Here is a 26773-nt window from a genome sequence, read left to right on the forward strand (position 1 = left end):
TTTTGCAAGTTCTAGGTACTGCCATGAGGCACGCACACATTTATGCTGGGTTCTAAAACAACAACTGACACTATGGCCACAGATCCAAACTACAGACACCTGATAGACAGCCTCAATACGGCTGTGGTGTTGGTCGACAATCAACTGCGTATACGCCATATGAACCCTGCGGCGGAAATGCTGCTGGCTATCAGTTTCAGTCAAGTGCATGGCACCCCATTGGTGCACTACTTCCGCGAAGGCCAACACACCGGTGACGAGATGCAACTCGCCGCCGAGCAATCGCACAACTACACCAAGCGCCAGGCCCACTGGCAACTGCATACGGGCAAGAAGTTGACCGTCGACTATTCGGTAACCCCGCTACCCGAAAGCGAAGGCCTGACCATTGAAATCCACTCGCTGGACCGCCTGTTGCGTATCAGCCGCGAAGAGGCGCTGATCTCCTCCCAGGAAACCACCCGTAACCTGGTGCGCAGCATGGCACACGAAATTAAAAACCCGCTGGGCGGGATTCGTGGCGCAGCCCAGTTGCTGGAACGCGAGCTGCACGACAAATCACTCGACGAATTTACCCAGATCATCATCAGTGAAGTCGATCGGCTGAAAAACCTGGTCGACCGCATGCTGGGCCCACGTCAGCCGCTGAAGTTTACGGAAACCAATATTCACGAAGTGCTGGAACATGTTGCCAGCGTGATCAAAGTGGAAGCTGGCGAGAGCGTACGCCTGAAGCGCGACTACGACCCCAGTATTCCCGAATTCCCCGGCGATAAAGAACAATTGGTGCAGGCGTTGCTGAACATTATCCGCAACGCCATGCAGGCCCTGCAGGAAGCTGGCTTAAATGAATCAGGCGAAATCGTGATGCGCACTCGTATCCAGCGCCAGTTCACCATTGGCCGCACCCACCACAATCTGGTGTGTCGCGTAGAAATTGTCGACAACGGCCCCGGTATTCCGCCAGAGCTGATCGAGGATATCTTCTACCCCATGATCAGCGGCCGCGCCGAAGGCACCGGCCTGGGCCTGGCAATCTCCCAGCACCTGATACAACAGCACCACGGCCTGATCGAATGCGACAGCCGCCCGGGGCAAACCAAATTTACGATCTACTTACCCTTAGAACACAAATCGGACCTCAAATCGGAAGACAACCATGCAGAAGCCTAATCACGTTTGGATCATTGATGACGACCGCTCCATTCGCTGGGTACTTGAGCGCAGCTTGCAGCAGGAAGGTATCAAAATCACCTCGTTTGAAACCGGTGATAAAGCTCTGCAACAACTGGGCAGCGAAAAACCCGATGTGGTGATTACCGATATCCGCATGCCCGGTATTGACGGCCTGAGCCTGCTGAAAAATATGACCGAGCAGGTACCTGGCCTGCCGGTAATCATCATGACCGCCCACTCCGACCTCGACAGTGCAGTTTCTGCTTATCAGGGTGGCGCTTTTGAATACCTGCCCAAACCTTTCGATGTCGATGAAGCCGTGGCGGTAGTGAAACGCGCCCTGGCCCACGCCGAAGAGCAAATGCAGGAAGAAGTCACCGCTGCCGAGCCGGAGATGGCCACCGAAATTATCGGTGAAGCACCGGCTATGCAGGAAGTGTTTCGCGCAATTGGTCGCCTGTCACAATCCAATATCACCGTACTGATTAACGGTGAATCCGGTACCGGTAAAGAACTGGTAGCCCGCGCCCTGCACCGTCACAGCCCGCGCCGCGACAACACCTTTATCGCGTTGAACATGGCCGCCATTCCCCGCGACCTGATTGAATCGGAATTATTCGGTCACGAAAAAGGCGCCTTTACCGGTGCCGGTGGTCAGCGTCAGGGCCGCTTCGAGCAAGCCAACGGCGGTACCCTGTTCCTGGATGAAATCGGTGATATGCCCGCCGAAACCCAAACCCGTTTATTGCGTGTACTGGCCGACGGCGAGTTCTACCGCGTGGGCGGTCACACCCCGGTAAAAGTCGACGTGCGTATCATCGCCGCGACCCACCAAAACCTCGAAGGCCTGGTAGAAGACAACCGCTTCCGTGAGGATTTATTCCACCGCCTCAACGTAATTCGTATCCATATCCCGAAACTGGGCGATCGTCGTGAAGATGTGCCCAAGCTGGCCCAACACTTCTTCCACACCGCTGCCAACGAGCTGGGTGTAGAAACCAAAATCCTGCTGCCTGCCACCGAGAACTACCTGTGCAGTCTCGACTGGCCCGGCAACGTGCGTCAGCTGGAAAACACCTGCCGCTGGATTACCGTTATGGCCTCCGGCCGTGAAGTGCATATCGAAGACTTGCCGCCAGAGTTACTCGAGCGCAACGAAACCGAATCCCCCTCCGGCGATTGGGACAAAGCCTTACGCCACTGGGCCGATCAGGCACTGGCTCGCGGTCAGCACGATATCTTGTCAGAAGCCGTGCCTACCTTTGAGCGCGCTTTGATCGAAACCGCCCTTAAGCACACCGCTGGGCGTAAACGCGATGCCGCCAACCTGCTGGGCTGGGGCCGCAACACCCTGACCCGCAAGCTCAAAGAGCTGGATATGGTGGAAGGTAACGAAGAATAACGTGTACTTAATGGGGTCTGACCCGCAGGGTCAGACCCCGACGCTGCCACATAGGTAGGGGTCCGACCCTGCGGGTCGTACCCCGGCGCCTTACCACCCAACTCAATAAACAATCCCCCCAATAGGCAAAATTGCCCTAGATTCTGATACAAACAACCCTTCAGTCTGCCCGCCACAACCGGTAGAGTGCACCCGCTAAGCTATATAGAAACAACACTTACCGGAGGCACCATGAGCAACACCCATCCCCTGCTAAAAGACTACCCACTGGTCTACACCCACAAGGTCACCTGGGGCGAAATGGATGCCTTCAACCACGTCAACAACACCGAATACTTTCGCTACTTCGAACACGCGCGCCTGGCACACTTTGAAGAACTGGGCATCAACCAGTTAATGAAAGAACACAACCTGGGCCCCATACTGGGCGAAACCCGCTGCCGCTTTAAAGCCCCACTGGAATTCCCGGATACCGTCCATATCGGCGTAAAAGTAAAAGACCTGGGCGATGATCGCTTTACCCACATCTACACCGTGGTAAGCGAAAAACTTAACCGCGTGGCTGCCGAAGGCGACGGCAAAATCGTGTTTTACGATTACAACCAAGGCCAGAAAGCCACCTTCCCGGCCGAACTTAAAGCCAAATTGGAAACCCAAGTTATTGCGGAGTAGCCGCCCACTGCGGCTCAGATAAAAACAAAAACTTCACCAACGCTGTTGCTGGCGTCGCGGTAGAGATACCCCGGCGCTGCAGTTGTCCCCGCTCCACACCCACACGATAAGATCGCAACAAACCCGCAACCATCCACTCCCCGCGATGGCAGGCCAACAAAGGCCCGCCGGAAAAGCCGCCCTCAATATCAGCACTGGAAAGCACGCCACTTAACTTTTGCCGCAGAAAAACACCTTGCCGCAACTGCACACCTTGGGGCGAAACCCCAGCAGCCCATACAGACTCCTGCTGCCGTAGACCGCGATACAACATGCGCGGATAAGCAGCTATTTCTGGCAAAGGCTGCTCAGAGCTAAGCGTCAGCAAGGCCAGATCATAAGCCTGATGGCTATCAGCCAGTTCAGCCTTTAGCCGCAGGCCGCCCAGCGACACGTATAACTCAGCCGCCACCGGCAAGGCATGTAAAACCGTCACCACCTGCTCAGGATTAATGCGTATACCCGACGCGAAAACATCACCCCCCGTGTGCACCTTCACCACAAAGGCGTCGACAGTTTGCTGTTTACAATCAGCCGCCCACAAAATCGCACTACCCGCAAAAAACGCAACAGCAAACAGAAACCTGAATAAACCCACTCGGCGCCTCCAGAAAAGCGTAACCGCTCTCTGTTAAAGCTAGCTCACAATTGGGTACACTGCCGCTTTGCTTAAAAAAGACGTGAGCCACATGCAAAAGTTGTGTTTATACAACCTGGAACAGGCGGGTTTAATTTTATTGCTGCCCACCGGTATTAGTCTGTTTAACTGGACCGGCGGCATCGACTGCCTCACCCAAGAAGCCGAAGGCGCTTTTGTGCCCCTAAGCAATGACCCAATGCCTGATGCCACGCGGGAAGAATACCTCGATGCGCAACTGGGTGAGCTCTGCAAGCCACAACAGGACAAAGCTCAACAGACAATTACACCAACATTGGCCAACGATATTGATTATGTTCTGCAGCAAGTATCATCGAGTGATGTGATTCGAGTGGATCGAAGCCGCTTGGCTGAAAGTAGCGCGGGATGGATTTATGTATTGGCCGAAGGCCAGGGAGATTTCAGTCAGCTACAAGGGTTTACCGATGAAGTGAAAGCTGTACTTACTTGGCCCAATCGCTATAACAGCTAAAACAGAAACGCCTTAAGAAAAAATACGTGGACTGAAGCTTGGGATCCCTTATTGCCTTCCAAGACCTTCGGAGGCAGGACGCCGACGCAGAGCGGCCATGGATGGCGCAAAGCGTGTCTTGGAAGGCAATAAGGGATCGCAAGCGCCACGAAGCTAATTTAGAACTCTAAAACTCGCAATACCTAATCTTCTTAGTACCCAAACACCTTGCCCCGAGCCAACCGCTCCGCCCGATACTCCCTTGGCGTCAACCCAGACCACTGCTTAAACGCCCGGGTAAACGCCCGCGGCTCACTAAAATTCAACTGCTTGGCCACCTGGCCAATCGTCAAACTGCGGTTAGCCAACAGCTTATTGGCCAAGTCACTGCGCAAGTTATCCTTAATCTGCTGATAACTAATCCCCTCGGCACTGAGCTTGCGTCGTAAGGTTTGCTCACTGATCCCCAACCGCTGGGCCACCTCATCAGAGTTGGGTAATTTGAGAATTTCATTATCCCGCGGCTGCAACATCTGATTGATGCGCGCGGTAAGACTTGTGTCCTCACCGGGAATGGTCAGCAAATCAATCGGCGCCCGCTTCAGGAACACCTGCAACTCGCGGTGGTTTTTCACCAAGGGTAGCTTCAAATAATCACGGTGGAACACCAGGCGATTATATTTACTCTTCAGATAGGTCGGACAGCGGAACAAAAACTCAAACTCTTCCGGATCCAGCGGCGTGTAGTTAATGTAAGCCCCCACCAACTTAATGGGTCGGCCAATATACCAACTGGCAAACCGGTGCCAGCTTACATGCCAGTACTCAATCATAAAGTGCTCGAAATCGAGCTCAGGGCGGCGGAATTCCGAGGTGAAATACACATGCTCGTCTTCATAGTCGAGCGACATCTGTAATTCATCGGTGATCTGGTTATAGAACCGGATCCCCATCTGCAGCATTTCTTCCAGAGTTTTCGCACGCGACACATAGTCGGCCATCAGGGCAAAGGTACCGGCCTTAATGGGGCGCTCGGCAAAGCCCATCAGCTCATCATTGAGCTCTTTACCAATGGAATCGTAAAGACGGGCAACCAGATCAACATGGAAACGGGCATTGGGATCGGAGACAGGCTTTTCCGGAATACGCGCCTGACGTAACAGCGCTCGGGTATCCAAACCACGAATACGGGCACCGCCCATAGCAGTACGAATATAGTGGGAACCAATGGTTGCCATAAAGCATGCTCACCTGAAAAAACCGTTTCCGGCTAAGTCTACCAAAAGTGAGCGCTTTTATGTCTTTCGACTTAAGTCTTATTCGCCAATTTCCTGGCCAAGCCGCGTTAGAATAGTGATTGTCTGGTCACTGGCTTGTTCCATTTGTCCCAAAGCATCAATGGAATTGTCCAAACTGCCGGCTGATAAGGCATCCAATGCCTGTAATCCACTTTGGTGAACAGCCGCATGAGGCTTCTCCAACGCCCCGTAACTGGGCAAGCCACGGTAGTGCTCTGCACCATCGCCCTGATAATACCAATGGCCGAGTCGACACTGATGATGGTCAGCCACCTCACCGTTGGCCCCCTTATGGTTGAGCCAGCGCTGGTAGACATCCTGCTTCCAGGCCATGTGGTCGAGCTTAACCGTCTCCATAAAGCTGGCCATGGCTTCCTGGGTAATGGTCTCGTGCATGGAACGGGAAAAAACGATCAGCTTATCCAGCGAGTCACTGGTTTCCGTAGCGTTTTCCAGCATGGTTTCGCAATTGCTAAACGTTGCAGAAATACTCTCGTCCGCCGCCTGCGTGCTGCGATCAATCTCACTAACCAGCTTGGCGATCTCGGCACTGGCCTCACTGGCACGCTTGGCCAGGGTACGCACCTCATCGGCCACCACGGCAAAACCCCGGCCCTGCTCACCGGCACGGGCCGCCTCAATGGCCGCATTCAGGGCCAACAGGTTAGTCTGCTCGGAAATATTATTGATGATACCCACAAACTGGGTAATCTCTTCAGCGGCACCACGCAGCTGGGAAATCCCCTGATGAGTAACACTCACCTCGGTGCTGACATTCCCCAGCCCCTCAGTAAGGGTACGCATATTGGCAGAAGACTGGTCATACAGAGCGGCAGAGTTGAGGATCACATCGCGTTCTGTCAGCAGGTTATTGGCCATGCTGGCAATGCGCTCACGGATACCGCCGAGTGGCGCCATACCGTCCACCGCCAGGCGCATCACACCCAGATCACTCTCGGCCTCAGACTGAGCCGCCAATTGTGCCTCCAGCTCAGCGATGCGCTGGTCAGCGCGCGCTAGCGCCTGCTCTTGCTGGTTACAGCGCCTTTCCAATTCATCTGTTTTGTCCAGGCTTTCCTGATATAAGCTACTTCTTACTAGCATGCTGCCTCACCAATAGACTGATCGTTGCCAGTCTATCGGCTGAACTTGCACCACCTTGAATCACGCCGCCTGATTCAAGTGCTCCATCAAGGCCTCATAACCACCGATATAGGTCTGGCCGTGGAAGATCTGCGGCACGGTATTCACCTCACGCCCAATGGTCTTGGACAGGTCAGCCTTGGAAATACCTTCCTCGTGAATATCCACATAGCGGAAAGGTAACTCGCGACGCTCCAACTCTTCCTTCGCCCGACGGCAAAAACCACACTGCTGATGACCAAAAAGGGTGTAACGACTCATAGGAATGCTCCTGTGGATAACGCTTGTTGATAACTTGAGGTCCATTCTACGGTTACCCACAACTAACAATCCAAACAATTAAAACTAACCATCTGATAGCTAATATTTAATAAGCAACGTCAACCAGAGCTACCAGTAAGGCGTTTAAGGAATAACTGTGCCCCTGAAAGGAATACCCATGCGCCATATGATCCCCACCCTGTCTGTGAATCTGGCCTTATCCCTGTTTGCCGCCAGCAGCTGGGCCGAAGCCATACCGGACACCGAACAGGAGCCAGATACACCACAAACCGAGCAAGACACGTCACAGAAGCGTGGCGATTTCCGCCCCGGCCGACACGGCCGCCAGCAGGCTCGGGAAATGATCGAGCGCTATATGCTCGAACAGGGGGATATTACCCAGAGCCAACTCGATCAACAGCGCGAGGAACGCAAAGCCCTCAGGGAAGATATACGCGCACTTAAACAAGCCGTCGACGAAGCCGCCCTGGCCAAATTGCGTGAAGAATTAAAAACTAAGAAACAGGCCCGCCGCGAAGAGATCAAAGCCTATTTGGAAAAGCACCCACAGCTGCAAGAGCAACTGGCGGAGCAGCGGGAAAAGATTAAACAGCAGCGACGTGATTGTTTGCGGGGCAAACACCGTTAGATTTACACCCTGCCTTTCAAGTAATTGCTTCGCTCTTCTTTAGGGAATTTCTCAATCGCATAGCGCAACATGGTACGAGGAATGTTTTGATAATGCGGTTTTAAGAATGCCTTCTCGACCGTGACATCACGATTGCCCACCTCCCTCAGCATCCAGCCAACGGCTTTATGTATTAAATCTTCCTGATCGCTGAGAAGTAACCCCGACAACTTCAGCGTATCCTCGAAATCATGATTTCGAATAAATTGAAACGTCGCAATAATCGCTATACGCCTTTCCCAGAGGCTGTCGGATTCAGCCAACTGATACAGCATTTGTCTGTCTCGCCCTTCCAGATAACCACCCACAATTTGGTAGGCAGAGCTATCCACCAAATCCCAATTGTTAATGTACTGGGTATTGTTCAAATACATCTGGTAAATCGCCGACTTGTCCTCGTCGTTACCCTTTTTGAACTTGTGGACCAACAGCAACAACGAGAACAGCCGCACTTCATGGAAGGGAGAAACCAACAGCTTCTGTATTTCTGTCAGTGTCGTATCTTGAAAGGCTTTAACCTGCTTTCTCAGTACAGGCACCCTGATGCCCAGAAATTGATCGCCCTCGCCGTATTCGCCTTTACCCGTTTTGAAAAAGCGTTGTGAGTGCTCGGCTATTTCGGGGTTGGCTAAGCCCCTAAGAGCCTCTTTGATTGTTTTTGCCGTGACTATTGCCATAAATCTTGATTGGGTCTATTGCTCAGTATTGCACGCGTAGCAGATCAGCTCGATAATTCATCGAACTCATACTGCCATAAAAACCAGCCATGTCCACTTTACCCCAGCCTTTTGATTAGTTTTTTGCAGCGAACTTGCTTCGTGGCTGGCCAAAAGATCAAATCCACAATGGCCTGCAAGCTCAGAAGTCTCTTGCGGAGTTGTTGGATAACATTTTCGCTTTGGAGAACCAGGGCCAGATCTGACCGAAATAATTAGCTTCCCACCCACATTAAGAATAGAGCGCAAGGTTCTTAGGCAAGAGGCCTTATCTTCCGACTTCACGTGCTGCCATACGGACACCAAAAGAGCAGCATCGAAAGTGTCATTCAAACTACAAACTTTAGATAAATGCGGCAAGCTATCATCTATCCACTCTATATTAGGGCTTAAATGCAATTGCCTAGCGGCAGTGCGAAACTCCAACACTGGCTCTACAGCCAATACTTTTAACTCGCTTGAAGCAATGCAAGCAGCATCCCTACCTGTGCCAGCCCCTACGTCAATCAACGCCCCCTTATTGGGTATGTAGTCAGATACATGAGATAAGAGTTCAACCGAATTAATTGACTCGAAAGACTGTATTAACAGTTCTGAATCTTCGGCGTAGCCATTAATTATGCAGTCTTCCAATTTACAGTAAGTTTCTTGTTGATTTCTGCCGGAATCGTTTCTATGTATTTTTTATAAGCCTGAGCTCTTTGCTTGCGTGTCATCTGAGCACCACCATATAGATAATCTAACTATACAGGGTGTCTACTAATTCTGGGTAACACGGAAACATAACGCCGCAATTAGTGGTGAGGGTTCACGCTGCTTTTTGGCGTCGTTCTGCCTTTGTTTGTTAGCGTATGCTCTCGCAGACACTGGGGTCTTCCCAAGCAAACACACCAACACAGTAATTACACCCAATGATGAAGTATTCTTTCACCTCTGAGTTTGATAAAGAGAGAAATCCTTTCCTTAATCTCTCTTGATAAAGCCAACCACCTTCTAATATTTCATACAGCCATCCATTTCCAGAAGAACAAGAAGGCCAAAATTCTAGCAAGTCGCCCTCATCAAGCACTCTATATCCAGCAGGACAGTCAAATTCGATATCTATTTTATACCCATCAATCTGAACAGTAATGAGTAAAGAATCAATATCAAAATCTATATTTATGACTTCAATAGCTTCCCCATCTGATAATGGTCCCTCTAAGACTCTATTCTTCATAAATCACTCTGACCCTCAAAAACGCTAACGCTCGGCTTTGGGGCTGACTTGGAGCTGCGAAGCAGCGGAAAGGCAGTCCCAGCCCCGAAGGGGCGATAACAGCCGCTTGTTATGTTTTTACTTGAACATGGACTCAACTTTATTAGTTCTTGGGTTTATATCAAATCTATAAAAGCCAGAATCCGTATAATAAATTAATGCATTTGTGCGATCAGGGGATAACTTCATAATTTCCCCTTCTTTCATTTTGTCGATCATTTTTTGATGAGATCTGGCAATACTACCAAGCATTGTTTTATCAGGATTTCCATGAATTTGAATCACCCTTTCCTTTGTATTTCCAATTTTTATATGTCCTAACTTCCCTATATAACCATCAAAGAATCTAACGCTCTTAAGCTTGTCAGCATCGTCAAAGAACATGTACACGCCCTTATCACTAAAGTAGTAAGCCTTGCTTGGCCCTAATGGCCTAGGTTTAACTAATTCAGGTTCACGATAGATTCTCAGCTTAGACTTAACCTCTAATAATCCAGCGCCAATTTCAATTGGAAAGTTTATATTTGCCCACTCTGCTGCGCTTACCGAATAACAATTGGGAGAGAGCAACGACAGGAAAACAAAGTAATATTTAAAGCAACGCATAACTACCACTCGTGCATAACGCCTTGGTTTGGGGATGGCATGGAGCGCTAGCGTAATGACAGTCCCAGCCGTAGGCGACAACACCAACTTGTTATGTTTACTTTGTTCGCTCATAAGCTTTGTAAAACCTAATTGCCGCCTGATACCTAGCCACATCTTGTAGATGGCTATTGATCATTTCCTGGGTGAATATCTCCCTTTCCTCTATGGGCATATTCACTAGACCAGATAAGTATTCTTCGGAAGTAAAGTATGCATCTGAATTATCTTTAAACGGGGAGTATTCAATGCCATCAATAACCCTAGGATTACTCACCCTAAAGCTAACTGCCATTTTCATTAATCCATGAGTCCCATCCATTGTGTCATTGAACAATGGATGCCATTTGTGTCCTTCTTCTAGATATCGCCCAAATACGATAATAATACTGTTTAATTCAGCCTCAAGATCATTTGCTATATGGTCTGGAAATTCATCTTTCATTCTCAAATCAGAACTAATCGATACCGCCCTTGCGGCCTGTGAGTTTAGATAAAGTTGTTCTGATCCAATCTTTGCCCCATACCAGTAACCTCCAGCTAGGGTAATAAGTAGTAACGCAAAATAGATAAAATATTTCATAGTTGGTTTAAACATAACGCCTTTATAAACGGCGCACGCTGTTTGTGCGTCCAGTTGCAGCCATCCTTCGGCTGCAGCGATGTTTGATAAACTTGTTATGTTTATACCGCTCACTGATAGGCCGAAGAGGCTAGCAGCAAGGCTATTAATGCTTGACCAAAAATCAATACCCAAAAATCATCTGCATTTTCGGATCTTGTGATTGATGCAACCCATTTACGATCTAGAGCCACCCCTGAAATAACTTGGATAAATACCAAGCATAAGATAGCCAAGCTGAAACCCAAAGGTATTGGATTTGATGGACTATTGGGGTACGGTAAAAAACTAAAAATCCCCCATAAAACAGCGACAACAAGAAATCCAAATTTGTAGTCTTTACCTTTTTCTAGCTTCATGATTCAATTGAAAGATGGCGTCCCGACGCGTTTTTCAGTGGCGTACAACAGTCGTACGTTATGTGTTTTTCGCAAAACATTCCTTAATTTTATTTTTCGAATACTCATTTAGCTCGATCTTCTTCGGTCCTTTCATGTATGACTTCTTAGCCGTCAAATCATTAATCAAGCAATTACAAAAGCCTACAAATATAGAATTAAGTTCCTTTTGAATTCTTTGGTACTCAACAGACCCTACATCAACCTTATTACCTGTAACATCCTCGTATTCTTCGATGTTATTCTGTAAATTTTTATAAACTCCAAATTCCACACAAGCTTCTATCCCTTGTCTCTTTTCTAAATCCGATAGCCCCTCAGCAGAAAGATTTCCAGGGTAAATCACTAGGGTAAAAACAATATAGTTAATGTACTTTTTCATGCTCAGATCACATGGCGCCGCGCACATGGGTGGCCGAAACGAAGCAACGAGCAGTGCAGGCCGTCCCAGCCCGCGCCTTTCAACGGGCGAATGCTGCGCCTTGTTACATTATTTAACTACTTTATATGTCAGTTTGTATGTTCTAGTAATAGGGAAAGCAGTATTATCAGGAACTATCGGTTTTTCAAAAATCCACTGCTCTGCACTCTTTACTGCACTTTTTCCAAAAACCTTCATATCACTAGCATCAACTGCCTTAATGTTACTGGTTGACCCATCCTCATGGATATCAATTGAAACATTAACCCAACCAGCATAAGAGCTACTCAACGCCCGTCTTGGATACTGGGGAGCGGGACTCTTAATTATGTTTAATTCAATCCCATCTTTTTCCAAAGGGGAAGGAGGCGGCATCAACACCTCTCCTGCACATGCGGTGAGTAATAAAACAATCGTAAAGAGTTTCGATATCTTGATCATAATTTTCCTTAAAATGTAACGCCCGGCTTTGGGGCGGCGAAGCGCGAGCGTAGCTGTCCCGCCGCGTCGTTCAGCGGCGAACAACAGCCGATTGTTATAAGTTTTTGCACCAAGATCTAGGCTGCACAGTTTTATTGTATTCATAACCTTTAGACTTACTTACGTAAATAGCAATGCATGCTACATCACCAACTTCATGCCGTAATTGAGTGACGGCATTAAACTTAGTGCCATCACTCAATTTCAAACCCAGCTTGTAATTTAAGCTTGAACTCATTGGCCCACCTCTCGGGCCGCCTGTCCGAGACTGAATTGCTTCCGAGCTTATGACCAACGCTGTAGTCATTCTTGATAGCTCTGTATCTGAAGCACGCGTCAGAACAAGAGTTACCAGCAAGGTGAAGAAAATAGAGAACCCTATTCCATAGCACCAAGCCTTTTTATTACTAGGAACCTCTCTTTTGCTATTAATCTCTAATCCTAAGATTCTCATTCTCTGAACTTATAACGCCGCCAACAGCTGCGGCTTTGTAGTTGGTTGGTGTTGCGCTAGCGTAGCGACCAGCGCATAAGCCAAGCAACGGAAAAGCCGTCAGATGCTTGGCCTTGTTATGGCCAACTACCAGTATATAAAAGATTTCCCAGTTCACTAACTGCTTGTGCCTCAGGAACACTTTCTAGAACTGCTGCGCCAAAATTAGAGCTCAGTCTCAAGAAAACCCTCTTTTCTGGAGGAAGCTCAACCTCAAGTTCTGCGCTTTCAAATATCCAATTGCCGTTTTTCTTAAGCTCTAACTTATGCTTACCGGGAGTGAGGTTGTACACGCTATAACTCCCATTTCTAATTGACAATGCGACTTCATTATCAATTAGAAAAGAAGGTATTCCATAACTCATTACGAAATGAGATGGCCTATAGATATAAAGCTGCGCTTGCCCTTGATTTATTTCGTTAAGCCCAGGATATGCCACTCCTTTGGCCCCACCAAAACCTGCACAACCAGAGATAAAGATAAAACTTATTGCTAGTAATAATTTTTTCATTTAGCACTCATAAATCCATAACGCCCATAGCACAGGCGAGCGAAACGCAGTGTAGCGAGTCCAGCCCGCGCCTTTTGCGGGCGATTGTGCCTATGCTTGTTAGGCTTACGGCTGTTTTTGCACATCTAGACTGAAGCTATTGATTGGCGTCCCTGGCGGAAAATCTTTGCATTGTTCATGTATCTGGCCAGCCATATCTACGTGAACAATCCATGAAACAGGACTAAAATTCTCTTTGATATATTCCCCTCCAAGACCTGGCAGGATGTTAGGAGAATAACAATTTCCTTGCTCTAGAGGTTCATCAGAAATCTCTTTTAGCAAGCTGTATTTAAACCAATGCCCAGGAACTCCATCCATTGTTTTTATCATTTCCCGGAATAACTTCCATGATTTAGAAGCAAGCTCCATTTCACCTGCTCCAGTATCTAGAAAGTAGACACGTTCTTTTTTGAGTATCCCTTCCTTTCTTACAAAGAAAATATCGCCCATAGAAGTTAATAGCCGTACACTAGCCGTGTCACCAACTAGCCATCGCCAAGCTTCTAATGCATCTCCCTTCCCTAAGTCTGTTACGGGAGCAAATATATCTACTTCTTTTTCCATAATTCTTTCTATTTGAACCTAACTCGACAGGAGCCTAACGCTTGCCACAATTGCATTTACGGAGGTGATTTTTTTGTGTTATGAGCGTAGCGAACACAAAAAAAGCACCGGAGTAAATGTCGATTGCTGGCTTTTTTTACGTTTAGTGCCAGCCTAACTGCCTTGTGGCTTAGTTGCAGCTGGCACGAACAAATGCGGGCCACTGCGGTTACTATTTAAACAACAATGGATACGAGGCTCCGAAGAGCGAACGGAAGGAACTTTGGATTTACTGCGTACCCTCCATTGGTACCACGTTGTCACTTTATTGGGAAAGTTTACCTTACTTCCCGGTTGGCACAAACCCGTTTTCTGGCACAGTGCCGACGACCATTACTTAACCGTTAAAGCTAGACCGCGAGAAAACGTAACGCCCGGCTTAGGGGCGGTCTTGGAGTTGTTTGTGTTGTGCTAGCGTAGCGGTAAGCACATAAACAAACAACGGAAAGGCCGTCCCAGCCATGCGCTTTTAGCATGGCGACTACAGCCGCTTGTTATAAATTCACCTTCCTCTGAACTTACGTATGACTGACATAAGCCCTTTGGATCTAAAAACAAGATATGCCCCTATAGCTATTTCAATGACGGTCACGATCTCATTTGCCCAATGCTCTGAAAGCGTGTATGGATCAGCATTGTAGTAATTTATTTGGTAAATAAGTATTGCGTTGTAGACAAAGTCAGGTATCGCCTAGGTTAGGATATATAAGCCTACAATTACTAGAACGCTTTCAGAAAAATCTGAATCACCAATCTCAATGGTGGGGCTATCAGAAACAGAATAGGGAACAATTTTCTTTGCTATAGAAATTGGGAACAGAACCAAAATTAGACCTGCAATCAAGAAAGCCCCTGCACCAGACAGTGTCACATAGACGACAGTTTCGGCTAGGCCAACATCACCCATGACCATGAGCTGTTCTTTCTGAGCGTAAGCTGCACTCGCAGAGGCAAATGCATTAATGATCATGTATATCCCAAAAACTCTTAAGATCAGAGCGGAAACTTCAAGTAATTTCATATCTTCCCTGTGATTTATAACGCCTTAAGCAGCGGGCAGCTTTAGCTGTCCGCTGCCTTTACTTGTTATGTGTTTACTCGTTGTCATATTCAAAGCCGGAAGCCACCCAGCGGCTGAAGCTAGAGCAGACAAATTCTTTCAGTGTTGGATCCATGCTGCCATGCCCAACAATTGATACTTCTGGATCGTCACTACCCAGCGCGATAATAAAAGCTTCTCCGCCGCCATTATCGCCGATGTTAATGTAGCCATTTGCGTATGTCTTTGTTTCGTAACAGTCATTTCTTTCGATCAGATCTTGGAGTAAGTAGAGATATACATCACCCTCCATTTCTTTTGTATGGCCTGATAGAAATTCTTTGTATGAGCTTGGTATAGCTTGCTCAAAATATGATTCGATATCTGCGATATTCATAATGCCATGAACACATAACGCCTCAAACACCGGCTTGGTGAAGTTGGCGGCTTTTTTGCGCAAGCGAAAAAGGTGACAGCTTTACCAAGTCCGCGTGCTTTGACTTGTTATGCGATTTCATGGAACCACCTTGAGTTCAATTTGAGCACCGTCAGGAAGCTCTTCAATTTGTTTGCCGAGACGGCCAGAGAACCTAATAATTTCTAGAAGTGGCGCCACTTTAACATTTGAGCCACCATACTCGCCGCCTAACACACCGGGGATTACCATATGATATTTGTACCCTGGCTCTAATTTTCCAAGCAAACCTTCTGCTTCTTGAACCATAGCTGTCATAAACCAATCTTCGAGAAACTCTTCGTTTTTAATAAGAGAGTTATACTCTGCGATTGATTCTGAAACTATCTCGCAATAAACATCTTCAGGACATAACCGCCAAAATTTATTACTGAAATCTTTAACGATTAGATTGCCAAACTCGTTCTCTATAACGACTTCTTGAGGTTCTATACCAACCCAGCCCCAAGCATCTATGATTTCGTTGAGTATGCTCATATCTCTCTTTTCGCATAACGCCCAAAGCAGCGGCGCGCGTTAGCGCGTCCAGCCCGCAGGGCGATGCTGCCTTTGCTTGTTATGAGTGATTCTTTAGTACGATATTTTTGCATTCATCAAATAACGGTTTAACTTGTTTTGGCATATCCAAACAGGGGTTAAACTCCTTGTCTAAGGTCCTTATTGGATTGTGCATTTGACCAAGCAAAAAATCCATTTCCATACACATAAGGTATAAAGCCCTTAAAGAGCTTTCAAAATCATCTTTGAAAGTTTTGTCTCTCTTTTCTAGATATTGGCCCAAATCTGATATTGAAGTTGGATCAAACTCTTGAGATTTATTGTGAACCAACTTGTTTCTTGCTTTTATTAATCTTTTTAAAGCACCAAATGCGGGGCCTGACTTGTCAATAGATTTCCCGCAAACTAATTTCGGTATTACAACCCACTTTGAAATAACATCCATACTGTATAGATGGTTTTCGCAATAACTATCGCCTAGATGGATACCAGCATAATTGTTTATCGATGCCTCTACACAAAGTGCTGAAAATACTATTGCTTTGACAGCATGCCCTGTTGCCTTATAAGAAAGCTCAGTTTTCTCACTTTCATGAAGATCGCTATCATCTAAAGCTTCCACATCTAAGCATTTAACGTATTCTTCTTGCGCAACTTCAAAGTAAACGTATTGCAGCCCTCCCATTCGAGAGTATGAATCCCTCGGGTGTTCTACATAAATTGGCTCACCCTTCAATATTGGTTCTCCTTAACTCATAACGCTCAGCACACGGGCGGCCGAAATGTAGCGAAGCGCAATGTAGGCCGTCCTGCCCGGCGCTTTTCAGCCGGGCAATCGTGCTGCTGCTTGTTATGCGATTAACTCTGCTATTTATCATTACTTTCGTCTCGCCCCGCGAACATGCCTTTAATCTCAAGATACAAGCCATAAGCACATGCTAAAGCCGGCACAAGAAGAAAATATATAGGACCATAACTAGTAGAAAAAACTAGGAATACGCATAGAATCATTACGAATGATAAAACAATAATGCTATCCATCCCCTCATATAGAGGGCCAGCATCTTTTAAACGTCTAAAATTTCTAAGCTTTAATTTCATAGCTCTTCGTCATGAATGCATAACGCTGGCAGAAGGCACGCGAGGTACGAGCGTCGCTCTTGCTGCCTTTGTTATGCATAGTTGTAAGATGCTTTCTCACTATAGTTTCCCCACTCATTTACATCATTAAAGCCGCCGACATATAGGACTTCACCACTTCTTACCAGCCACTCCATTCCATGCTCTACCTCCCACTCACATTCCAGTTCAAGATGCACCACTGGTTCATTTCCATTTTCTGGATCAGGCACTATAAGTGAATTTGGTTGAATGAGCTTTAGGACATCACCTAATTGTGCAAACCCCCTTTCAGGCTGGCCGGTCATCTTCAGGAAGTCATTACAGTAGCGAATTGATGCCTTGCATAGTGCTTCAATAATATTGGCATCAAGAGAGTTCATGTATTCTGCACAAATTTTTATATAGGCTTCATTTGCCTCTTCATCTGCATACACTTTTATATATGTGGAAAAATGCTGAAAGTAGGCTTCACCTTCCAGGCCAAATTCTCCCTCTTGAAGATTACGAATGAGCTCCATTATTTCCTCTGTGATGCATAACGCCTTTATAAGGGGCGCCGGAACGGCGTCCCAGCAGCTTTAGCTGCGTCTTAATAAACTTGTTAGCATTGCTACTTTTTGACCCCATTCACCACATCGTAGAAGCAGCTTATCGAGGCATCCTCTTCATTTGGGTAGTTAAAAGAAATCATGTAGTTATTTTCGCCTTTATAAACATCAACAACTAACTTTTTGTATTCTTCTGAATTCTTCTCAGGGTACCTATCACCGTAGAGATCTTTTATACACTCGGTTATAGCTATTGAAGCTTTAAGATCTATTGTTTTTTCTGGATATATTCTCGGCTTCGAATACGACTGCATAAATTGAAAAAAACCTTTATTAAAGCTCTTTTCATCAAATAGCAGATTATCCAGTTCACTAGAATTAGCCATCGAGTAGCTAGGCACAATCATACATAGAAGAAAAATAATTTTGGTATGAAATTTCACAATAACCCCGTGATGCTAACGCCCGGCTTAAGGGCTATTTATGGAGCGCAGCGGAATAAATAGTCCCAGCCGCGCTTTTCAGCGGCGATTACAGCCGCTTGTTAAATTCAGTTAGTAATCTTAGCTTTGTCTTTAAGGTAAAGCCTTGTAAATGCGATACCAGCAATAAAATATACACACATAGCGAACCAGTACAAAACTGGCTGCTCATCTTTTGGGATAATACCAGTGCCTGTTGCATATGATATATATGCTTTCTCTTTTATTAGATCATGCGCAAGCATCAAGAATGCCCCTACGGCCAAAACAAGAGACTCCTTAGCAAAGCCTCTTTGCTTATCTTGCGGACTCTCTTTTCCGTAAAGCTCCTCTCTTGCAGCTTCGAGTCGCCTCTTTCGTCGTCTACTCATAATAATTTAACGCCGGCAGCAAAGGCGAGCGATTAGCGAGTCCAGCCCGCGTCTTTTGCGGGCGATTTTGCCTGCCCTTGTTAAGAATTTACACTCCCTCATAAGTTGGCCATATAACCTTATGATGGTACACAGATAGAATCATAACTAGTAATACTGCCACCCCTAATGATTGGACACTTATCCAGAAATGAGCTGAAAAATTAATCACTACAGCAGACATGCAACCTAAAGCGTAATATACAAGCTTACCTTTAAGGCTTTTAGCATGGCTATATGGAGAGATAGCTTCAATACCTAATGCAATTAGCGACAAAACAAACCACACAGCGATTGCCAAAGGATAACCATACTCGATGCCAAGTCCATACAAAAAGCATCCAGGAATCCCAAGAAAGAATAAATGTGTTCGTAAACTGCTCAAATATGAAACGCTCAGATCTTCCATAGATTCTTAACGCCGGCCACACAGGCGAGCGAAACGCAGTGTAGCGAGTCCAGCCAAATGCGCCTTTTTGCATTTGGCGATTGTGCTGGCCCTTGTTATGTGCATTTACCCAGCCCTGTAAATTTATAGTTAGTTGTACCTAAGTAGCTTTTTATTTTAAGCAAGCAAACCTCTTGGCCTTTCTTGAGAGTAGGTACATTGCTGCTACCAAACTTTACATTACCACCACCCTCTAAAGTAGCAATTGTTACCTCTTTGTTGCCTAGCCATGACCCCTTGTAGGTTCTATTCGTGACCACTGCAGACATGCTGCTTTTAGAGCTTGCTAAATTTGCTGCCATAAATAGCATCACAACAGACAAACAAATTATCAATGCAATAATTGCATCTCTGTTTTCTGACAACCAAAAGCTTATCTCAGGCTTCAATTACTTCTCCGCACTCGAAAACACATAACGCCCCGCACAGGGGCAGACAAATAAGCGCAGCGTTTTGGCTGTCCCAGCGACCAACGGGAGCGATTGCTGCGGTTTGTTATGCGCCTTACTCACTTTGATACCCCATAAACTCAAACCAACTTCTTCTTTCAGTTTTAAGTGGTTCAGGCAGCATTTCGAATGCCCAATGCCTTTCTGTAACTGAGGTATCAGAAAGGTCTAAATCTTCACACACGGCATTTCTTATTATCTGATTAAGCGATTCATTACCCTTTATATAATATTCATTAAGTATATTGAACGCATCTATAACAACAGCTTTTTCAGATTCATCAACTTTCCTTTGTATGAACTTGATAAAAACTGCAACTTCAAACGTAAGCAATCCATCTTCTTTGTTTATTTCCGAGCGTATTTCGGGAAACCTATCCTTTACCGCTTTAAGAAATTCACTTCTATGTGCTTTCTTCATCTGTGTTTACGCATAACGCCTTTATAAACGGCGCGCGCTTTATGCGCGTCCAGTTGCAGCCGTCTTTTGGCTGCAACGATGTTTGATAAACTTGTTAAATGGCCGGATTGGCACCGAACTATGCATTGCCGCACCTGCACACATGCTTTGCTACCAAGCCACTTTCATTTTCGTAAAATACAACCTCTTCACAGGTAACTACCTCATCTGTGACGAACTCCCATGGAAAATGTTCATCATCGTCATTTACGTCGATAATTCTGAAACAGGAGCCATGAACGTGAATTGCCTTCACTGGCTCCAAGTTTCCATCGGGAAAACCAACAACGTTGACATAAATTAGCTGATCCATTGCTCCTGCCATTTAACGCCCTGCGCACGGGCGAGCGAAACGTAGTGTAGCGAGTCCGGCCCGCGTTTTTTGCGGGCTTTTGTGCCGCAGCTTGTTATGTGTTTTTAAATTCTTGCTCAAGATTCAGCCCTCTAACATCCATATTATACGGCCTTTCAAGGCCCTCATTCTCAAGGACTTGCTCATACTGTATTAAATGCCCCTGAAGACGCTCAGCTAGCTCTAAGGCCTCATAATACATATCTTCGTCGCCATGCTCCTTTGCTTTGCTCATGAAGTATTTAGCTGTGGATAGTATGGAGCTTAAGGAATCACCTTGTATTGCGACAGCAGGGAATGAACGCCCCAGCATTTGCACGATGCCGCTATTAGAAATGTGATCGTAAATTTTTGCTTCCATGTGATGCTTCACTTCGATTCGAGATTACACATAACGCCCAGCACACGGGCGGCCGAAATGAAGCGAAGCGCAATGTAGGCCGTCCTGCCCGGCGTTTTTTGCCGGGCTTACGTGCTGCTGTTTGTTATGTTTATTCTGTGCTTTCATATAGATAAAGATCAATACTTGCGAGTTTTTTTCTTAATATTTCTTTAGGAGCCTGCAAATATTTTCTTGCATCTTTGCTATCAACCCCTCTCTTCATCTGAACACCAATATATAATTCTTCGTGAGTGCCTTTATCCTTAATTTCAATTGTTAGTATTCTAGTGATCTGGTCATATTTATTTAATTCGTTTGCAATTGTTTCTATGTAATCTTTCTTAAAGGGTTTTTCGATCAAAGATAGCTTTGCTCCAGCTTCTTTAAGCATCTTTTCTATTTCATAGTGACCAACCATTTCAGAAATTCTTAGCGGGGTTTTGTAAGATATTATCCCATCTTTGAATCTAGTGTTAGTAGAAAAAATATCAAGATTTGCCCCATGCTTTATTAAAGACTTAACAGCCTCTTTATTGCCTTTGTAAATTGCTAAAATTAAAGGTTGTATACCTAGATCTCCCCAGCTATGGGATGGGTCTCCGTCTGGACTAGAACCATTTTCGAGTAAAATATTCATTATTTCATTACTGCCAACCTCTACCGCGTAGACAATTGGATGAGCGTGATGACAGGTTAATGAGTATGTGGAGTTAGTGGCTGTAGGCGCATTGGGGATGTAGTTTACATTTATCCCTTTATCAATAAGGTATTCTACTAACTCAATGTCTTTTCCATAAATGGCTAGTGATAACGGTGAAGCTGGCCTTCTTTCTTCGTATTTGTTTGTAGTAACTTTCGGGTTGATTTTTAGGCCTTTTTCAACAAGTTTAACAAAGGTGTCTTTTCTGCCCTCCGAAAGACTCTTCATAGCAGCTGCATAACAGTCAGGAAAATTAATCTTTGCTTTATACTTTAAAAGGAGATCAATGGTTCTATGGTCATTCGATGCAACAGCAGACGCAAGACAACTAGAATGGTCACTTTTGCCGCGATTGGGGGTTGCTCCATTTTCTAGCAGTAATTTAACAATTTCGTATCGCTCATCTGATATAGGTTCGCCATTATGATTACTACACATATGGGAAATTAGCGAACTTGAATCTTGACGAGTATTAACATTTGCTCCTTTACTTATTAAATACTTTACTAATTCTATATCGCTATCTTTACATGCCAATATAAGAGCATCGTAGTGTCTCCTTTGATTTATATCGACACCGCTTTCCACTAAAAGCCTGATTACATCTTTACTTCTAGAAATGGATGCCTCCACCAAAGGAAGTGCATCCCCCCAATCTTCATGTGACTTGATAAATGAAGATACTGCATCTGTGTTATTTGAGTGGATTTCCTTTATTACGCTGTCTAATTTATCGTCCATTAAATGCAATGACCTCTAATTTCGGTACAGCAATAGTAATACACATATAAAAAGCCCTCATTGATGCATTGCTATTTTATTGGGTAACACGGACACATAACATTTGTATAAGAGGCCGGCGCGTTATCATTCCAAACGCATTTGGAGGGTGGGTGTAGGTCTTTGAAACTAAAAGAAAAAAGAGAACCATCAATTTTCCTTTTGATGCAAAGTGAGCCGGCTCGCTTATCTGGATAATGGGTTTCCCCTTATCTCCCTCCTTGAGCGCGTTAATCCTTTGATTTTGCTACATATTCTTAAACATATCTAGAGATAAACGAGCCTGATACAGAATTAAATTGAGCCATTTTCTTGACAACCTCAAGATATACTGTATATAAATACAGCAAAATAACTCAAGGAGGAGTAGATATGGCCAGCCCATTTTTAACACAAGTTAGGGATGAGATAAGACTTCGAGGTTACAGCTTAAAGACTGAAAAGGCTTATGTTCATTGGATAAAACGCTACATATTTTTCCATAACAAACGCCATCCTAAAGATTGCGGCGCACAAGAGGTGAAACAATTCCTAACATGGCTAGCCTCCAACCGGAAAGTAGCTGCAAATACACAAAAAGTTGCACTTAACGCTCTCGTTTTTCTATACCACAAAGTACTAAAGCATGATCTTGGTGAGCTTGGTTTTAGCCTCGCGACCAAGCAACGTCACATACCTCCGGTTTTAGAGCCACACGAGGTTAAGTTGATCATCGATCAACTTCCAGAAAGGGATAAACTTATCGTAGAACTGATGTACGGGAGCGGACTGAGGGTATCGGAATGCCTAAGACTTCGCGTACAAGATATCAATCTTAACCGCCTTGCTATTACCGTTAGAAACGGTAAAGCCAATAAGGATCGCCAAACCATTCTGGCGCAGAAGTTAGTTGCGCCGCTGGAAGCACAAATTAAGCACGCTATCGAAGTACAAGAAAAAGACAAAAACAATGGCATCGGCTCTCAGTTACCGGTTGCCCTAATGAGAAAATACCCTAAAGCCCGTTATACCCCTGCTTGGGCATTCCTATTTCCTGCCTCTCACCATTGCGCCCATTTAGATACCGGTGAGTTATGCCGCTTCCATTTACATCAAAGTGCAGTCCGAAAATCAATTGGGAGAGCGGCTAAATTAGCAGGCATAACGTATAAGCGGGTTACCTGTCATACGTTCAGACACTCATTTGCAACTCAACTACTAACGGCAGGCACAGATATCCGCACAGTGCAGGACTTGCTGGGCCATAATGATGTAAAAACCACACAGATTTACACCCACGTTATTGGCAAACACTATGCAGGCACACGAAGCCCTTTAGACAATTTATGACAATAGACTGATACCTCGTGAACTGCCCGCCAGGGCTGCTACCAGCCAGTGTAATAAGACTAACGTTCAGGGCTAAGGCAACATGCACAAAAAAGCCCCACCGGGATCACCGGTAGGGCTTTGTTAGTATCAGCAGGGAATAAGCGGCTGTAGAACCTATTCCCGCAACTTCTGTCTTGGCTTAGTTAACAGAAGCTTCTGATTTTTCAGCTTCGGCTTTAGCTTGAGCTACGGCCTGGGCAAACAGGGCGTCGAAGTTGATTGGCGGCAACATCAGGGCAGGGAAGCTGCCTTTGGTTACGGCGTTATCAATCGCTTCACGCGCGTATGGGAACAGGATTTGTGGGCAGGTGGTATTCAGCACTTGCGCCAGCTGCTGACCTTCGATACCAGCAACAGTGAACAGGCCCGCTTGCTGTACTTCTACCAGGAAGGCAGTCTCTTCGCCCAGCTTCACGGTTACCGTCAGGGTCAGGGTAACTTCGTACAGGCCGTCTTCAACCTTGTTGGTTTTGGTGTTCAGGTCCTGGTTTACAGAAGGCTTCCACTGCTGTTTGAACGCCTCTACGCCCATTGGCGCCTCGAAGGACAGGTCCTTCAGGTAGATGCGCTGCATGGCGAATTGTTGTTTAGGGGCTTCGTTTTGAGTTGCTTCAGTCTGATTTTCTTCAGCCATGGTAATGCCTTCGTTATTATGAGTTGTACGTTGTCAATAAGGTGCCGTTCGGCACGTGTTGATTCAGAGATGGGGCCTGCCGTTTAGGATTCAAGCCCCTATCGCCAAGTTTTTGCGTAGTTTTTATAAAAAGTTTGCTTACGCGGTCTCCAGTGCGTTCAGCAGAGGCTCCAGCTTGCCTGCACGGTCCATAGCCCAGAGGTCATCAAAGCCACCCACATGGGTCTCGCCTACCCAGATCTGCGGCACGGTACGGCGGCCGCTTTTCTGCATCATTTCCAGGCGCAGTTCCGGCTGGGCATCAACAGAGATCTCGTTAAATTCCACACCCTTAGACTGCAACAGTTGCTTGGCACGGATGCAGTAAGGGCAGATACGGGTGGTGTAGATGACAACTTGGGACATGGTACTTCTCGGGGCTATTAGCTTTTAACCAGGGGCAGATTCTGGCTCTGCCACTCGGACATGCCGCCTTCCAGACGGTTCACTTCAAAGCCGCCCTTGCGTAGGGTGCGTCCTGCATGGCCGGTATGCTGGCCCATTTTATCCACAAGGATAACCGTCTTTTCCTTGTGCTTGGCCAGCTGCGTTACCTGCTCGTCCAGCTTGTTGTGGGGAATATTGATCGCATCAACAATATGGCCACCTTTAAAATCCGCCGCTTCACGCAGGTCTACCACGACAGCTTCGCCTTTATTAACCAACTGGGTCATGGCATGTACCGACAGGCTCTTGCCGCCCTTGGCCTTCTCCGTCCAGGCATAGACATAAATCAGTACACACAGCAGGCTGACCAATAACCATTGCTCACTGACAAATACGAAAAAATCCACGGATTAATGCTTCCTATTAATAGTTTGACGCTAATTAGGTACACCCGAACTAAAACCAAGGCCATCGCCGGGCGCGAAAGCCGCCCAGTATACACGATTGCGGCCGTTACGGCGCTGTGCATTTTTTGAGCGAGGGGTTTGGAGAATAGCCCCATAAACAGGTAGAATGCGCCCCTCAAAATGCCAATGGCATTCATCCTGGCAACTCAAAAAAGCAGTGTAAGGCGCCCATGACCGACGTAAAAAAACCTCTTGTCCTTCTGGTTCTCGATGGCTTTGGCTATTCCGATAAAACCGAACATAACGCCATCAAGAACGCCCAATCCCCCACCTGGGACAAAGTTTGGGAAGAGCGCCCCAAAACCCTGATTCACACCTCCGGTATGGCTGTAGGCCTGCCTGAAGGCCAAATGGGTAACAGTGAAGTCGGCCATATGACCCTGGGTGCCGGCCGTGTGGTATATCAGAACTACACCCGCATTAATAAAGCCATCAGCGATGGCGACTTCTTTACCAACCCGGTATATCTCGAAGCTATTGATAAAGCCGTTAAGGCCGACAAAGCCGTCCATATCCTCGGTCTGCTGTCGCCGGGTGGTGTACACAGCCACGAAGACCACATTAATGCTGCCATTGACCTGGCTGCCCAGCGTGGCGCCAAGCAGGTATACGTGCACGCCTTCCTCGATGGCCGCGATGTGCCGCCACGCAGCGCCGAACCTTCACTGCAGCAAACCAGCGACAAACTGGCCGAGCTGGGTATTGGCCGCATTGCCAGTATTTCCGGCCGCTTCTTTGCCATGGACCGCGACAACCGTTGGGATCGCGTGCAGGAAGCCTATGATCTGATGACCCAGGGTAAAGCCGACTATCAAGCCGCCGATGCGGTAAGTGGCCTACAAGCTGCCTACGATCGCGACGAGAACGATGAGTTTGTTAAAGCCACCGTGATTGCTGCCGACGGCGAAGCGCCCGCCACCATCGACGATGGCGATGCGGTGCTGTTTATGAACTTCCGCCCGGACCGTGCCCGCCAGATTACCCGCACCTTTGTTAACGCCGACTTCAGTGATTTCGAGCGCGCCAAAGCCCCCAACCTGGGCGCCTTTGTCATGACCACCGAATATGCTGGTGATATCGACACACCTTGCGCTTACCCACCAGAAGATCTGGTGAACTCCTTCGGTGATGTGATGGCCAAGGCCGGCAAGAAGCAACTGCGTATTGCCGAGACCGAAAAGTATGCCCATGTGACCTTCTTCTTTAGTGGTGGCCAGGAAGATACTTACAACGGTGAAGACCGTATCCTGATTCCATCACCCGATGTAGAAACCTACGATCAAAAACCGGAAATGAGCGCCCCAGAGGTAACCGAAAAGCTGGTTGAAGCAATTGAGTCCGGCAAGTACGACGCCATTATTTGTAACTACGCCAACTGCGACCAAGTGGGTCACTCCGGCGTGTATGAGGCCTCTGTTAAAGCCGTTGAAGCTGTGGACGAATGTCTGGCCAAAGTGTTTGCCGCGCTGGAAAAAGTTGGCGGCGAAGCGCTGGTAACTGCCGACCACGGTAACGTGGAAGAGATGTTCGACGAAGTCTCCGGTCAGGCTCACACTCAGCACACCACCCTGCCGGTGCCTTTTGCTTACGTAGGCCCACGCTCACTGAACCTGAAAAACGACGGCAGCCTGGCGGATGTTGCACCAACTATGCTGGCACTGCTGGATGTTGAGCAGCCAGAAGAAATGACTGGCCGTAGCTTGGTAGAACTCAACTAATACTGGTGCACTTTCGAGGCACTTGGGGTCCGAC

The 26773-nt window shown here is 46.7% G+C and carries 37 protein-coding genes and 1 pseudogene; 7 read left to right on the forward strand and 31 right to left on the reverse strand.

Annotated features, from left to right (window positions below; genetic code table 11):
* Positions 1-72: 72 nt before the first annotated feature.
* The 3 genes from glnL (at position 73) to ACGHZ6_RS22815 (ending at position 3250) form a co-directional block, all read left to right on the forward strand.
* Complete coding sequence (gene glnL / locus ACGHZ6_RS22805; RefSeq protein WP_390616367.1) at positions 73-1173, forward strand: nitrogen regulation protein NR(II); 1101 nt, start codon at positions 73-75, stop codon at positions 1171-1173.
* Entirely contained in the window at positions 1160-2578 is a 1419-nt protein-coding gene (gene glnG / locus ACGHZ6_RS22810; RefSeq protein ID WP_390616368.1) for a nitrogen regulation protein NR(I), read from the forward strand. The genes glnL and glnG overlap by 14 nt, the downstream gene beginning before the upstream one ends.
* A 231-nt stretch (positions 2579-2809) precedes the next feature.
* On the forward strand, positions 2810-3250 hold the full coding sequence (locus tag ACGHZ6_RS22815) for an acyl-CoA thioesterase (protein ID WP_390616369.1): 441 nt from the start codon (positions 2810-2812) through the stop codon (positions 3248-3250).
* Here ACGHZ6_RS22815 and ACGHZ6_RS22820 read toward each other — a convergent pair.
* Positions 3237-3887 (reverse strand): trypsin-like peptidase domain-containing protein, encoded by a 651-nt coding sequence (locus ACGHZ6_RS22820; protein ID WP_390616370.1) that lies wholly within the window; start codon positions 3885-3887, stop codon positions 3237-3239. The two genes, ACGHZ6_RS22815 and ACGHZ6_RS22820, sit on opposite strands and share 14 nt — an antisense overlap.
* Before the next feature lie 91 nt (positions 3888-3978).
* Between ACGHZ6_RS22820 and ACGHZ6_RS22825 the strand changes: the two genes are divergently transcribed.
* Entirely contained in the window at positions 3979-4419 is a 441-nt protein-coding gene (locus ACGHZ6_RS22825; RefSeq protein ID WP_390616371.1) for a DUF6210 family protein, read from the forward strand.
* A gap of 191 nt (positions 4420-4610) precedes the next feature.
* Here ACGHZ6_RS22825 and ACGHZ6_RS22830 read toward each other — a convergent pair whose 3' ends face one another.
* The 4 genes and pseudogenes from ACGHZ6_RS22830 to ACGHZ6_RS22845 all read right to left on the reverse strand — a co-directional run bounded on the left by ACGHZ6_RS22830 (position 4611) and on the right by ACGHZ6_RS22845 (position 7100).
* Positions 4611-5636, reverse strand: coding sequence for an AraC family transcriptional regulator ligand-binding domain-containing protein (locus ACGHZ6_RS22830; RefSeq protein ID WP_390616372.1), 1026 nt, complete (start codon positions 5634-5636; stop codon positions 4611-4613).
* A gap of 78 nt (positions 5637-5714) precedes the next feature.
* Positions 5715-6092 (reverse strand): CZB domain-containing protein, encoded by a 378-nt coding sequence (locus tag ACGHZ6_RS22835; protein WP_390619206.1) that lies wholly within the window; start codon positions 6090-6092, stop codon positions 5715-5717.
* A 27-nt stretch (positions 6093-6119) separates the two neighbouring features.
* Positions 6120-6800, reverse strand: a pseudogene (locus tag ACGHZ6_RS22840) (methyl-accepting chemotaxis protein); the annotation flags it as partial.
* A gap of 60 nt (positions 6801-6860) precedes the next feature.
* Positions 6861-7100, reverse strand: coding sequence for a GrxA family glutaredoxin (locus ACGHZ6_RS22845; protein WP_390616373.1), 240 nt, complete (start codon positions 7098-7100; stop codon positions 6861-6863).
* Between the two features lie 178 nt (positions 7101-7278).
* Here ACGHZ6_RS22845 and ACGHZ6_RS22850 point away from each other — a divergent pair, with 178 nt between their 5' ends.
* Positions 7279-7749, forward strand: coding sequence for a hypothetical protein (locus ACGHZ6_RS22850; RefSeq protein ID WP_390616374.1), 471 nt, complete (start codon positions 7279-7281; stop codon positions 7747-7749).
* Between the two features lie 2 nt (positions 7750-7751).
* Here ACGHZ6_RS22850 and ACGHZ6_RS22855 read toward each other — a convergent pair whose 3' ends face one another.
* The 23 genes from ACGHZ6_RS22855 to ACGHZ6_RS22965 form a co-directional block, all read right to left on the reverse strand.
* Entirely contained in the window at positions 7752-8465 is a 714-nt protein-coding gene (locus ACGHZ6_RS22855; protein WP_390616375.1) for a DNA alkylation repair protein, read from the reverse strand.
* A 66-nt stretch (positions 8466-8531) separates the two neighbouring features.
* Positions 8532-9137, reverse strand: a complete 606-nt coding sequence (locus tag ACGHZ6_RS22860; RefSeq protein ID WP_390616376.1) for a class I SAM-dependent methyltransferase — start codon at positions 9135-9137, stop codon at positions 8532-8534.
* 211 nt (positions 9138-9348) lie between these two features.
* Entirely contained in the window at positions 9349-9723 is a 375-nt protein-coding gene (locus ACGHZ6_RS22865; RefSeq protein ID WP_390616377.1) for a hypothetical protein, read from the reverse strand.
* Between the two features lie 117 nt (positions 9724-9840).
* Positions 9841-10482, reverse strand: coding sequence for a hypothetical protein (locus tag ACGHZ6_RS22870; protein ID WP_390616378.1), 642 nt, complete (start codon positions 10480-10482; stop codon positions 9841-9843).
* Positions 10466-11164 carry a hypothetical protein gene (locus ACGHZ6_RS22875; protein WP_390616379.1) on the reverse strand — a complete coding sequence of 233 codons (699 nt, stop codon included), beginning with the start codon at positions 11162-11164 and terminating at the stop codon, positions 10466-10468. The genes ACGHZ6_RS22870 and ACGHZ6_RS22875 overlap by 17 nt, the downstream gene beginning before the upstream one ends.
* Positions 11101-11388 carry a hypothetical protein gene (locus ACGHZ6_RS22880; RefSeq protein ID WP_390616380.1) on the reverse strand — a complete coding sequence of 96 codons (288 nt, stop codon included), beginning with the start codon at positions 11386-11388 and terminating at the stop codon, positions 11101-11103. Before ACGHZ6_RS22880 ends, ACGHZ6_RS22875 begins: the two co-directional genes overlap by 64 nt.
* A 58-nt stretch (positions 11389-11446) precedes the next feature.
* Positions 11447-11809, reverse strand: a complete 363-nt coding sequence (locus ACGHZ6_RS22885; protein ID WP_390616381.1) for a hypothetical protein — start codon at positions 11807-11809, stop codon at positions 11447-11449.
* Between the two features lie 108 nt (positions 11810-11917).
* Complete coding sequence (locus ACGHZ6_RS22890) at positions 11918-12433, reverse strand: TonB family protein (protein ID WP_390616382.1); 516 nt, start codon at positions 12431-12433, stop codon at positions 11918-11920.
* A gap of 465 nt (positions 12434-12898) precedes the next feature.
* The gene (locus tag ACGHZ6_RS22895; protein ID WP_390616383.1) at positions 12899-13333 is read right to left on the reverse strand and encodes a DUF2846 domain-containing protein; all 435 of its coding nucleotides are present in this window, start codon (positions 13331-13333) and stop codon (positions 12899-12901) included.
* 105 nt (positions 13334-13438) lie between these two features.
* Positions 13439-13939: a T6SS immunity protein Tdi1 domain-containing protein gene (locus ACGHZ6_RS22900; protein ID WP_390616384.1), complete on the reverse strand. Its 501-nt coding sequence runs from the start codon at positions 13937-13939 to the stop codon at positions 13439-13441.
* 730 nt (positions 13940-14669) lie between these two features.
* Positions 14670-14999, reverse strand: a complete 330-nt coding sequence (locus ACGHZ6_RS22905) for a hypothetical protein (protein ID WP_390616385.1) — start codon at positions 14997-14999, stop codon at positions 14670-14672.
* Positions 15000-15072: 73 nt separating this feature from the next.
* Positions 15073-15477 (reverse strand): SMI1/KNR4 family protein, encoded by a 405-nt coding sequence (locus ACGHZ6_RS22910; protein ID WP_390616386.1) that lies wholly within the window; start codon positions 15475-15477, stop codon positions 15073-15075.
* A 54-nt stretch (positions 15478-15531) separates the two neighbouring features.
* Positions 15532-15969 (reverse strand): T6SS immunity protein Tdi1 domain-containing protein, encoded by a 438-nt coding sequence (locus ACGHZ6_RS22915; RefSeq protein WP_390616387.1) that lies wholly within the window; start codon positions 15967-15969, stop codon positions 15532-15534.
* 79 nt (positions 15970-16048) lie between these two features.
* The gene (locus ACGHZ6_RS22920; RefSeq protein WP_390616388.1) at positions 16049-16675 is read right to left on the reverse strand and encodes a hypothetical protein; all 627 of its coding nucleotides are present in this window, start codon (positions 16673-16675) and stop codon (positions 16049-16051) included.
* A gap of 487 nt (positions 16676-17162) precedes the next feature.
* Entirely contained in the window at positions 17163-17630 is a 468-nt protein-coding gene (locus tag ACGHZ6_RS22925; protein WP_390616389.1) for a DUF6985 domain-containing protein, read from the reverse strand.
* Positions 17631-17722: 92 nt separating this feature from the next.
* Positions 17723-18103: a hypothetical protein gene (locus ACGHZ6_RS22930; RefSeq protein WP_390616390.1), complete on the reverse strand. Its 381-nt coding sequence runs from the start codon at positions 18101-18103 to the stop codon at positions 17723-17725.
* Between the two features lie 107 nt (positions 18104-18210).
* A complete protein-coding gene (locus ACGHZ6_RS22935; protein ID WP_390616391.1) occupies positions 18211-18513 on the reverse strand; it encodes a hypothetical protein in 303 nt (100 codons plus the stop codon).
* 88 nt (positions 18514-18601) lie between these two features.
* Positions 18602-18961 carry a hypothetical protein gene (locus ACGHZ6_RS22940; protein ID WP_390616392.1) on the reverse strand — a complete coding sequence of 120 codons (360 nt, stop codon included), beginning with the start codon at positions 18959-18961 and terminating at the stop codon, positions 18602-18604.
* A gap of 95 nt (positions 18962-19056) precedes the next feature.
* Complete coding sequence (locus ACGHZ6_RS22945; protein ID WP_390616393.1) at positions 19057-19389, reverse strand: hypothetical protein; 333 nt, start codon at positions 19387-19389, stop codon at positions 19057-19059.
* 115 nt (positions 19390-19504) lie between these two features.
* A complete protein-coding gene (locus ACGHZ6_RS22950) occupies positions 19505-19870 on the reverse strand; it encodes a hypothetical protein (RefSeq protein ID WP_390616394.1) in 366 nt (121 codons plus the stop codon).
* Positions 19871-19988: 118 nt separating this feature from the next.
* Positions 19989-20234: a hypothetical protein gene (locus ACGHZ6_RS22955; RefSeq protein WP_390616395.1), complete on the reverse strand. Its 246-nt coding sequence runs from the start codon at positions 20232-20234 to the stop codon at positions 19989-19991.
* 82 nt (positions 20235-20316) lie between these two features.
* Positions 20317-20622 carry a DUF6959 family protein gene (locus tag ACGHZ6_RS22960; protein WP_390616396.1) on the reverse strand — a complete coding sequence of 102 codons (306 nt, stop codon included), beginning with the start codon at positions 20620-20622 and terminating at the stop codon, positions 20317-20319.
* A 130-nt stretch (positions 20623-20752) separates the two neighbouring features.
* Positions 20753-22084 (reverse strand): ankyrin repeat domain-containing protein, encoded by a 1332-nt coding sequence (locus tag ACGHZ6_RS22965; RefSeq protein ID WP_390616397.1) that lies wholly within the window; start codon positions 22082-22084, stop codon positions 20753-20755.
* Positions 22085-22495: 411 nt separating this feature from the next.
* Between ACGHZ6_RS22965 and ACGHZ6_RS22970 the strand changes: the two genes are divergently transcribed.
* Positions 22496-23452, forward strand: a complete 957-nt coding sequence (locus ACGHZ6_RS22970; RefSeq protein ID WP_390616398.1) for an integron integrase — start codon at positions 22496-22498, stop codon at positions 23450-23452.
* A gap of 181 nt (positions 23453-23633) precedes the next feature.
* Here ACGHZ6_RS22970 and secB read toward each other — a convergent pair whose 3' ends face one another.
* From secB to ACGHZ6_RS22985, 3 genes are all read right to left on the reverse strand, one after another.
* A complete protein-coding gene (secB, locus tag ACGHZ6_RS22975) occupies positions 23634-24128 on the reverse strand; it encodes a protein-export chaperone SecB (protein WP_390616399.1) in 495 nt (164 codons plus the stop codon).
* A 138-nt stretch (positions 24129-24266) separates the two neighbouring features.
* The gene (grxC, locus tag ACGHZ6_RS22980) at positions 24267-24533 is read right to left on the reverse strand and encodes a glutaredoxin 3 (RefSeq protein ID WP_390616400.1); all 267 of its coding nucleotides are present in this window, start codon (positions 24531-24533) and stop codon (positions 24267-24269) included.
* A gap of 17 nt (positions 24534-24550) precedes the next feature.
* Positions 24551-24961 (reverse strand): rhodanese-like domain-containing protein, encoded by a 411-nt coding sequence (locus ACGHZ6_RS22985; RefSeq protein WP_390616401.1) that lies wholly within the window; start codon positions 24959-24961, stop codon positions 24551-24553.
* A 230-nt stretch (positions 24962-25191) separates the two neighbouring features.
* Between ACGHZ6_RS22985 and gpmI the strand changes: the two genes are divergently transcribed.
* A complete protein-coding gene (gene gpmI / locus ACGHZ6_RS22990; RefSeq protein WP_390616402.1) occupies positions 25192-26739 on the forward strand; it encodes a 2,3-bisphosphoglycerate-independent phosphoglycerate mutase in 1548 nt (515 codons plus the stop codon).
* The last annotated feature ends 34 nt before the right edge of the window (positions 26740-26773 follow it).

The sequence above is a fragment of the Maricurvus nonylphenolicus genome (genome assembly GCF_042854845.1).
GTDB lineage: Bacteria > Pseudomonadota > Gammaproteobacteria > Pseudomonadales > Cellvibrionaceae > Maricurvus > Maricurvus nonylphenolicus.

Bases quoted from the DNA above. Each gene is read 5' to 3' on its own strand.
- glnL (WP_390616367.1), top strand. From the start codon at position 73: ATGGCCACAGATCCAAACTACAGACACCTGATAGACAGCCTCAATACG.
- glnG (WP_390616368.1), top strand. From the start codon at position 1,160: ATGCAGAAGCCTAATCACGTTTGGATCATTGATGACGACCGCTCCATT.
- ACGHZ6_RS22815 (WP_390616369.1), top strand. From the start codon at position 2,810: ATGAGCAACACCCATCCCCTGCTAAAAGACTACCCACTGGTCTACACC.
- ACGHZ6_RS22825 (WP_390616371.1), top strand. From the start codon at position 3,979: ATGCAAAAGTTGTGTTTATACAACCTGGAACAGGCGGGTTTAATTTTA.
- ACGHZ6_RS22830 (WP_390616372.1), bottom strand. From the start codon at position 5,636: ATGGCAACCATTGGTTCCCACTATATTCGTACTGCTATGGGCGGTGCC.
- ACGHZ6_RS22835 (WP_390619206.1), bottom strand. From the start codon at position 6,092: ATGCACGAGACCATTACCCAGGAAGCCATGGCCAGCTTTATGGAGACG.
- ACGHZ6_RS22845 (WP_390616373.1), bottom strand. From the start codon at position 7,100: ATGAGTCGTTACACCCTTTTTGGTCATCAGCAGTGTGGTTTTTGCCGT.
- ACGHZ6_RS22850 (WP_390616374.1), top strand. From the start codon at position 7,279: ATGCGCCATATGATCCCCACCCTGTCTGTGAATCTGGCCTTATCCCTG.
- ACGHZ6_RS22855 (WP_390616375.1), bottom strand. From the start codon at position 8,465: ATGGCAATAGTCACGGCAAAAACAATCAAAGAGGCTCTTAGGGGCTTA.
- ACGHZ6_RS22865 (WP_390616377.1), bottom strand. From the start codon at position 9,723: ATGAAGAATAGAGTCTTAGAGGGACCATTATCAGATGGGGAAGCTATT.
- ACGHZ6_RS22870 (WP_390616378.1), bottom strand. From the start codon at position 10,482: ATGAGCGAACAAAGTAAACATAACAAGTTGGTGTTGTCGCCTACGGCT.
- ACGHZ6_RS22880 (WP_390616380.1), bottom strand. From the start codon at position 11,388: ATGAAGCTAGAAAAAGGTAAAGACTACAAATTTGGATTTCTTGTTGTC.
- ACGHZ6_RS22885 (WP_390616381.1), bottom strand. From the start codon at position 11,809: ATGAAAAAGTACATTAACTATATTGTTTTTACCCTAGTGATTTACCCT.
- ACGHZ6_RS22890 (WP_390616382.1), bottom strand. From the start codon at position 12,433: ATGAATACAATAAAACTGTGCAGCCTAGATCTTGGTGCAAAAACTTAT.
- ACGHZ6_RS22895 (WP_390616383.1), bottom strand. From the start codon at position 13,333: ATGAAAAAATTATTACTAGCAATAAGTTTTATCTTTATCTCTGGTTGT.
- ACGHZ6_RS22900 (WP_390616384.1), bottom strand. From the start codon at position 13,939: ATGGAAAAAGAAGTAGATATATTTGCTCCCGTAACAGACTTAGGGAAG.
- ACGHZ6_RS22905 (WP_390616385.1), bottom strand. From the start codon at position 14,999: ATGAAATTACTTGAAGTTTCCGCTCTGATCTTAAGAGTTTTTGGGATA.
- ACGHZ6_RS22915 (WP_390616387.1), bottom strand. From the start codon at position 15,969: ATGAGCATACTCAACGAAATCATAGATGCTTGGGGCTGGGTTGGTATA.
- ACGHZ6_RS22920 (WP_390616388.1), bottom strand. From the start codon at position 16,675: ATGGGAGGGCTGCAATACGTTTACTTTGAAGTTGCGCAAGAAGAATAC.
- ACGHZ6_RS22925 (WP_390616389.1), bottom strand. From the start codon at position 17,630: ATGGAGCTCATTCGTAATCTTCAAGAGGGAGAATTTGGCCTGGAAGGT.
- ACGHZ6_RS22935 (WP_390616391.1), bottom strand. From the start codon at position 18,513: ATGAGTAGACGACGAAAGAGGCGACTCGAAGCTGCAAGAGAGGAGCTT.
- ACGHZ6_RS22940 (WP_390616392.1), bottom strand. From the start codon at position 18,961: ATGGAAGATCTGAGCGTTTCATATTTGAGCAGTTTACGAACACATTTA.
- ACGHZ6_RS22950 (WP_390616394.1), bottom strand. From the start codon at position 19,870: ATGAAGAAAGCACATAGAAGTGAATTTCTTAAAGCGGTAAAGGATAGG.
- ACGHZ6_RS22955 (WP_390616395.1), bottom strand. From the start codon at position 20,234: ATGGCAGGAGCAATGGATCAGCTAATTTATGTCAACGTTGTTGGTTTT.
- ACGHZ6_RS22960 (WP_390616396.1), bottom strand. From the start codon at position 20,622: ATGGAAGCAAAAATTTACGATCACATTTCTAATAGCGGCATCGTGCAA.
- ACGHZ6_RS22965 (WP_390616397.1), bottom strand. From the start codon at position 22,084: ATGGACGATAAATTAGACAGCGTAATAAAGGAAATCCACTCAAATAAC.
- ACGHZ6_RS22970 (WP_390616398.1), top strand. From the start codon at position 22,496: ATGGCCAGCCCATTTTTAACACAAGTTAGGGATGAGATAAGACTTCGA.
- secB (WP_390616399.1), bottom strand. From the start codon at position 24,128: ATGGCTGAAGAAAATCAGACTGAAGCAACTCAAAACGAAGCCCCTAAA.
- grxC (WP_390616400.1), bottom strand. From the start codon at position 24,533: ATGTCCCAAGTTGTCATCTACACCACCCGTATCTGCCCTTACTGCATC.
- gpmI (WP_390616402.1), top strand. From the start codon at position 25,192: ATGACCGACGTAAAAAAACCTCTTGTCCTTCTGGTTCTCGATGGCTTT.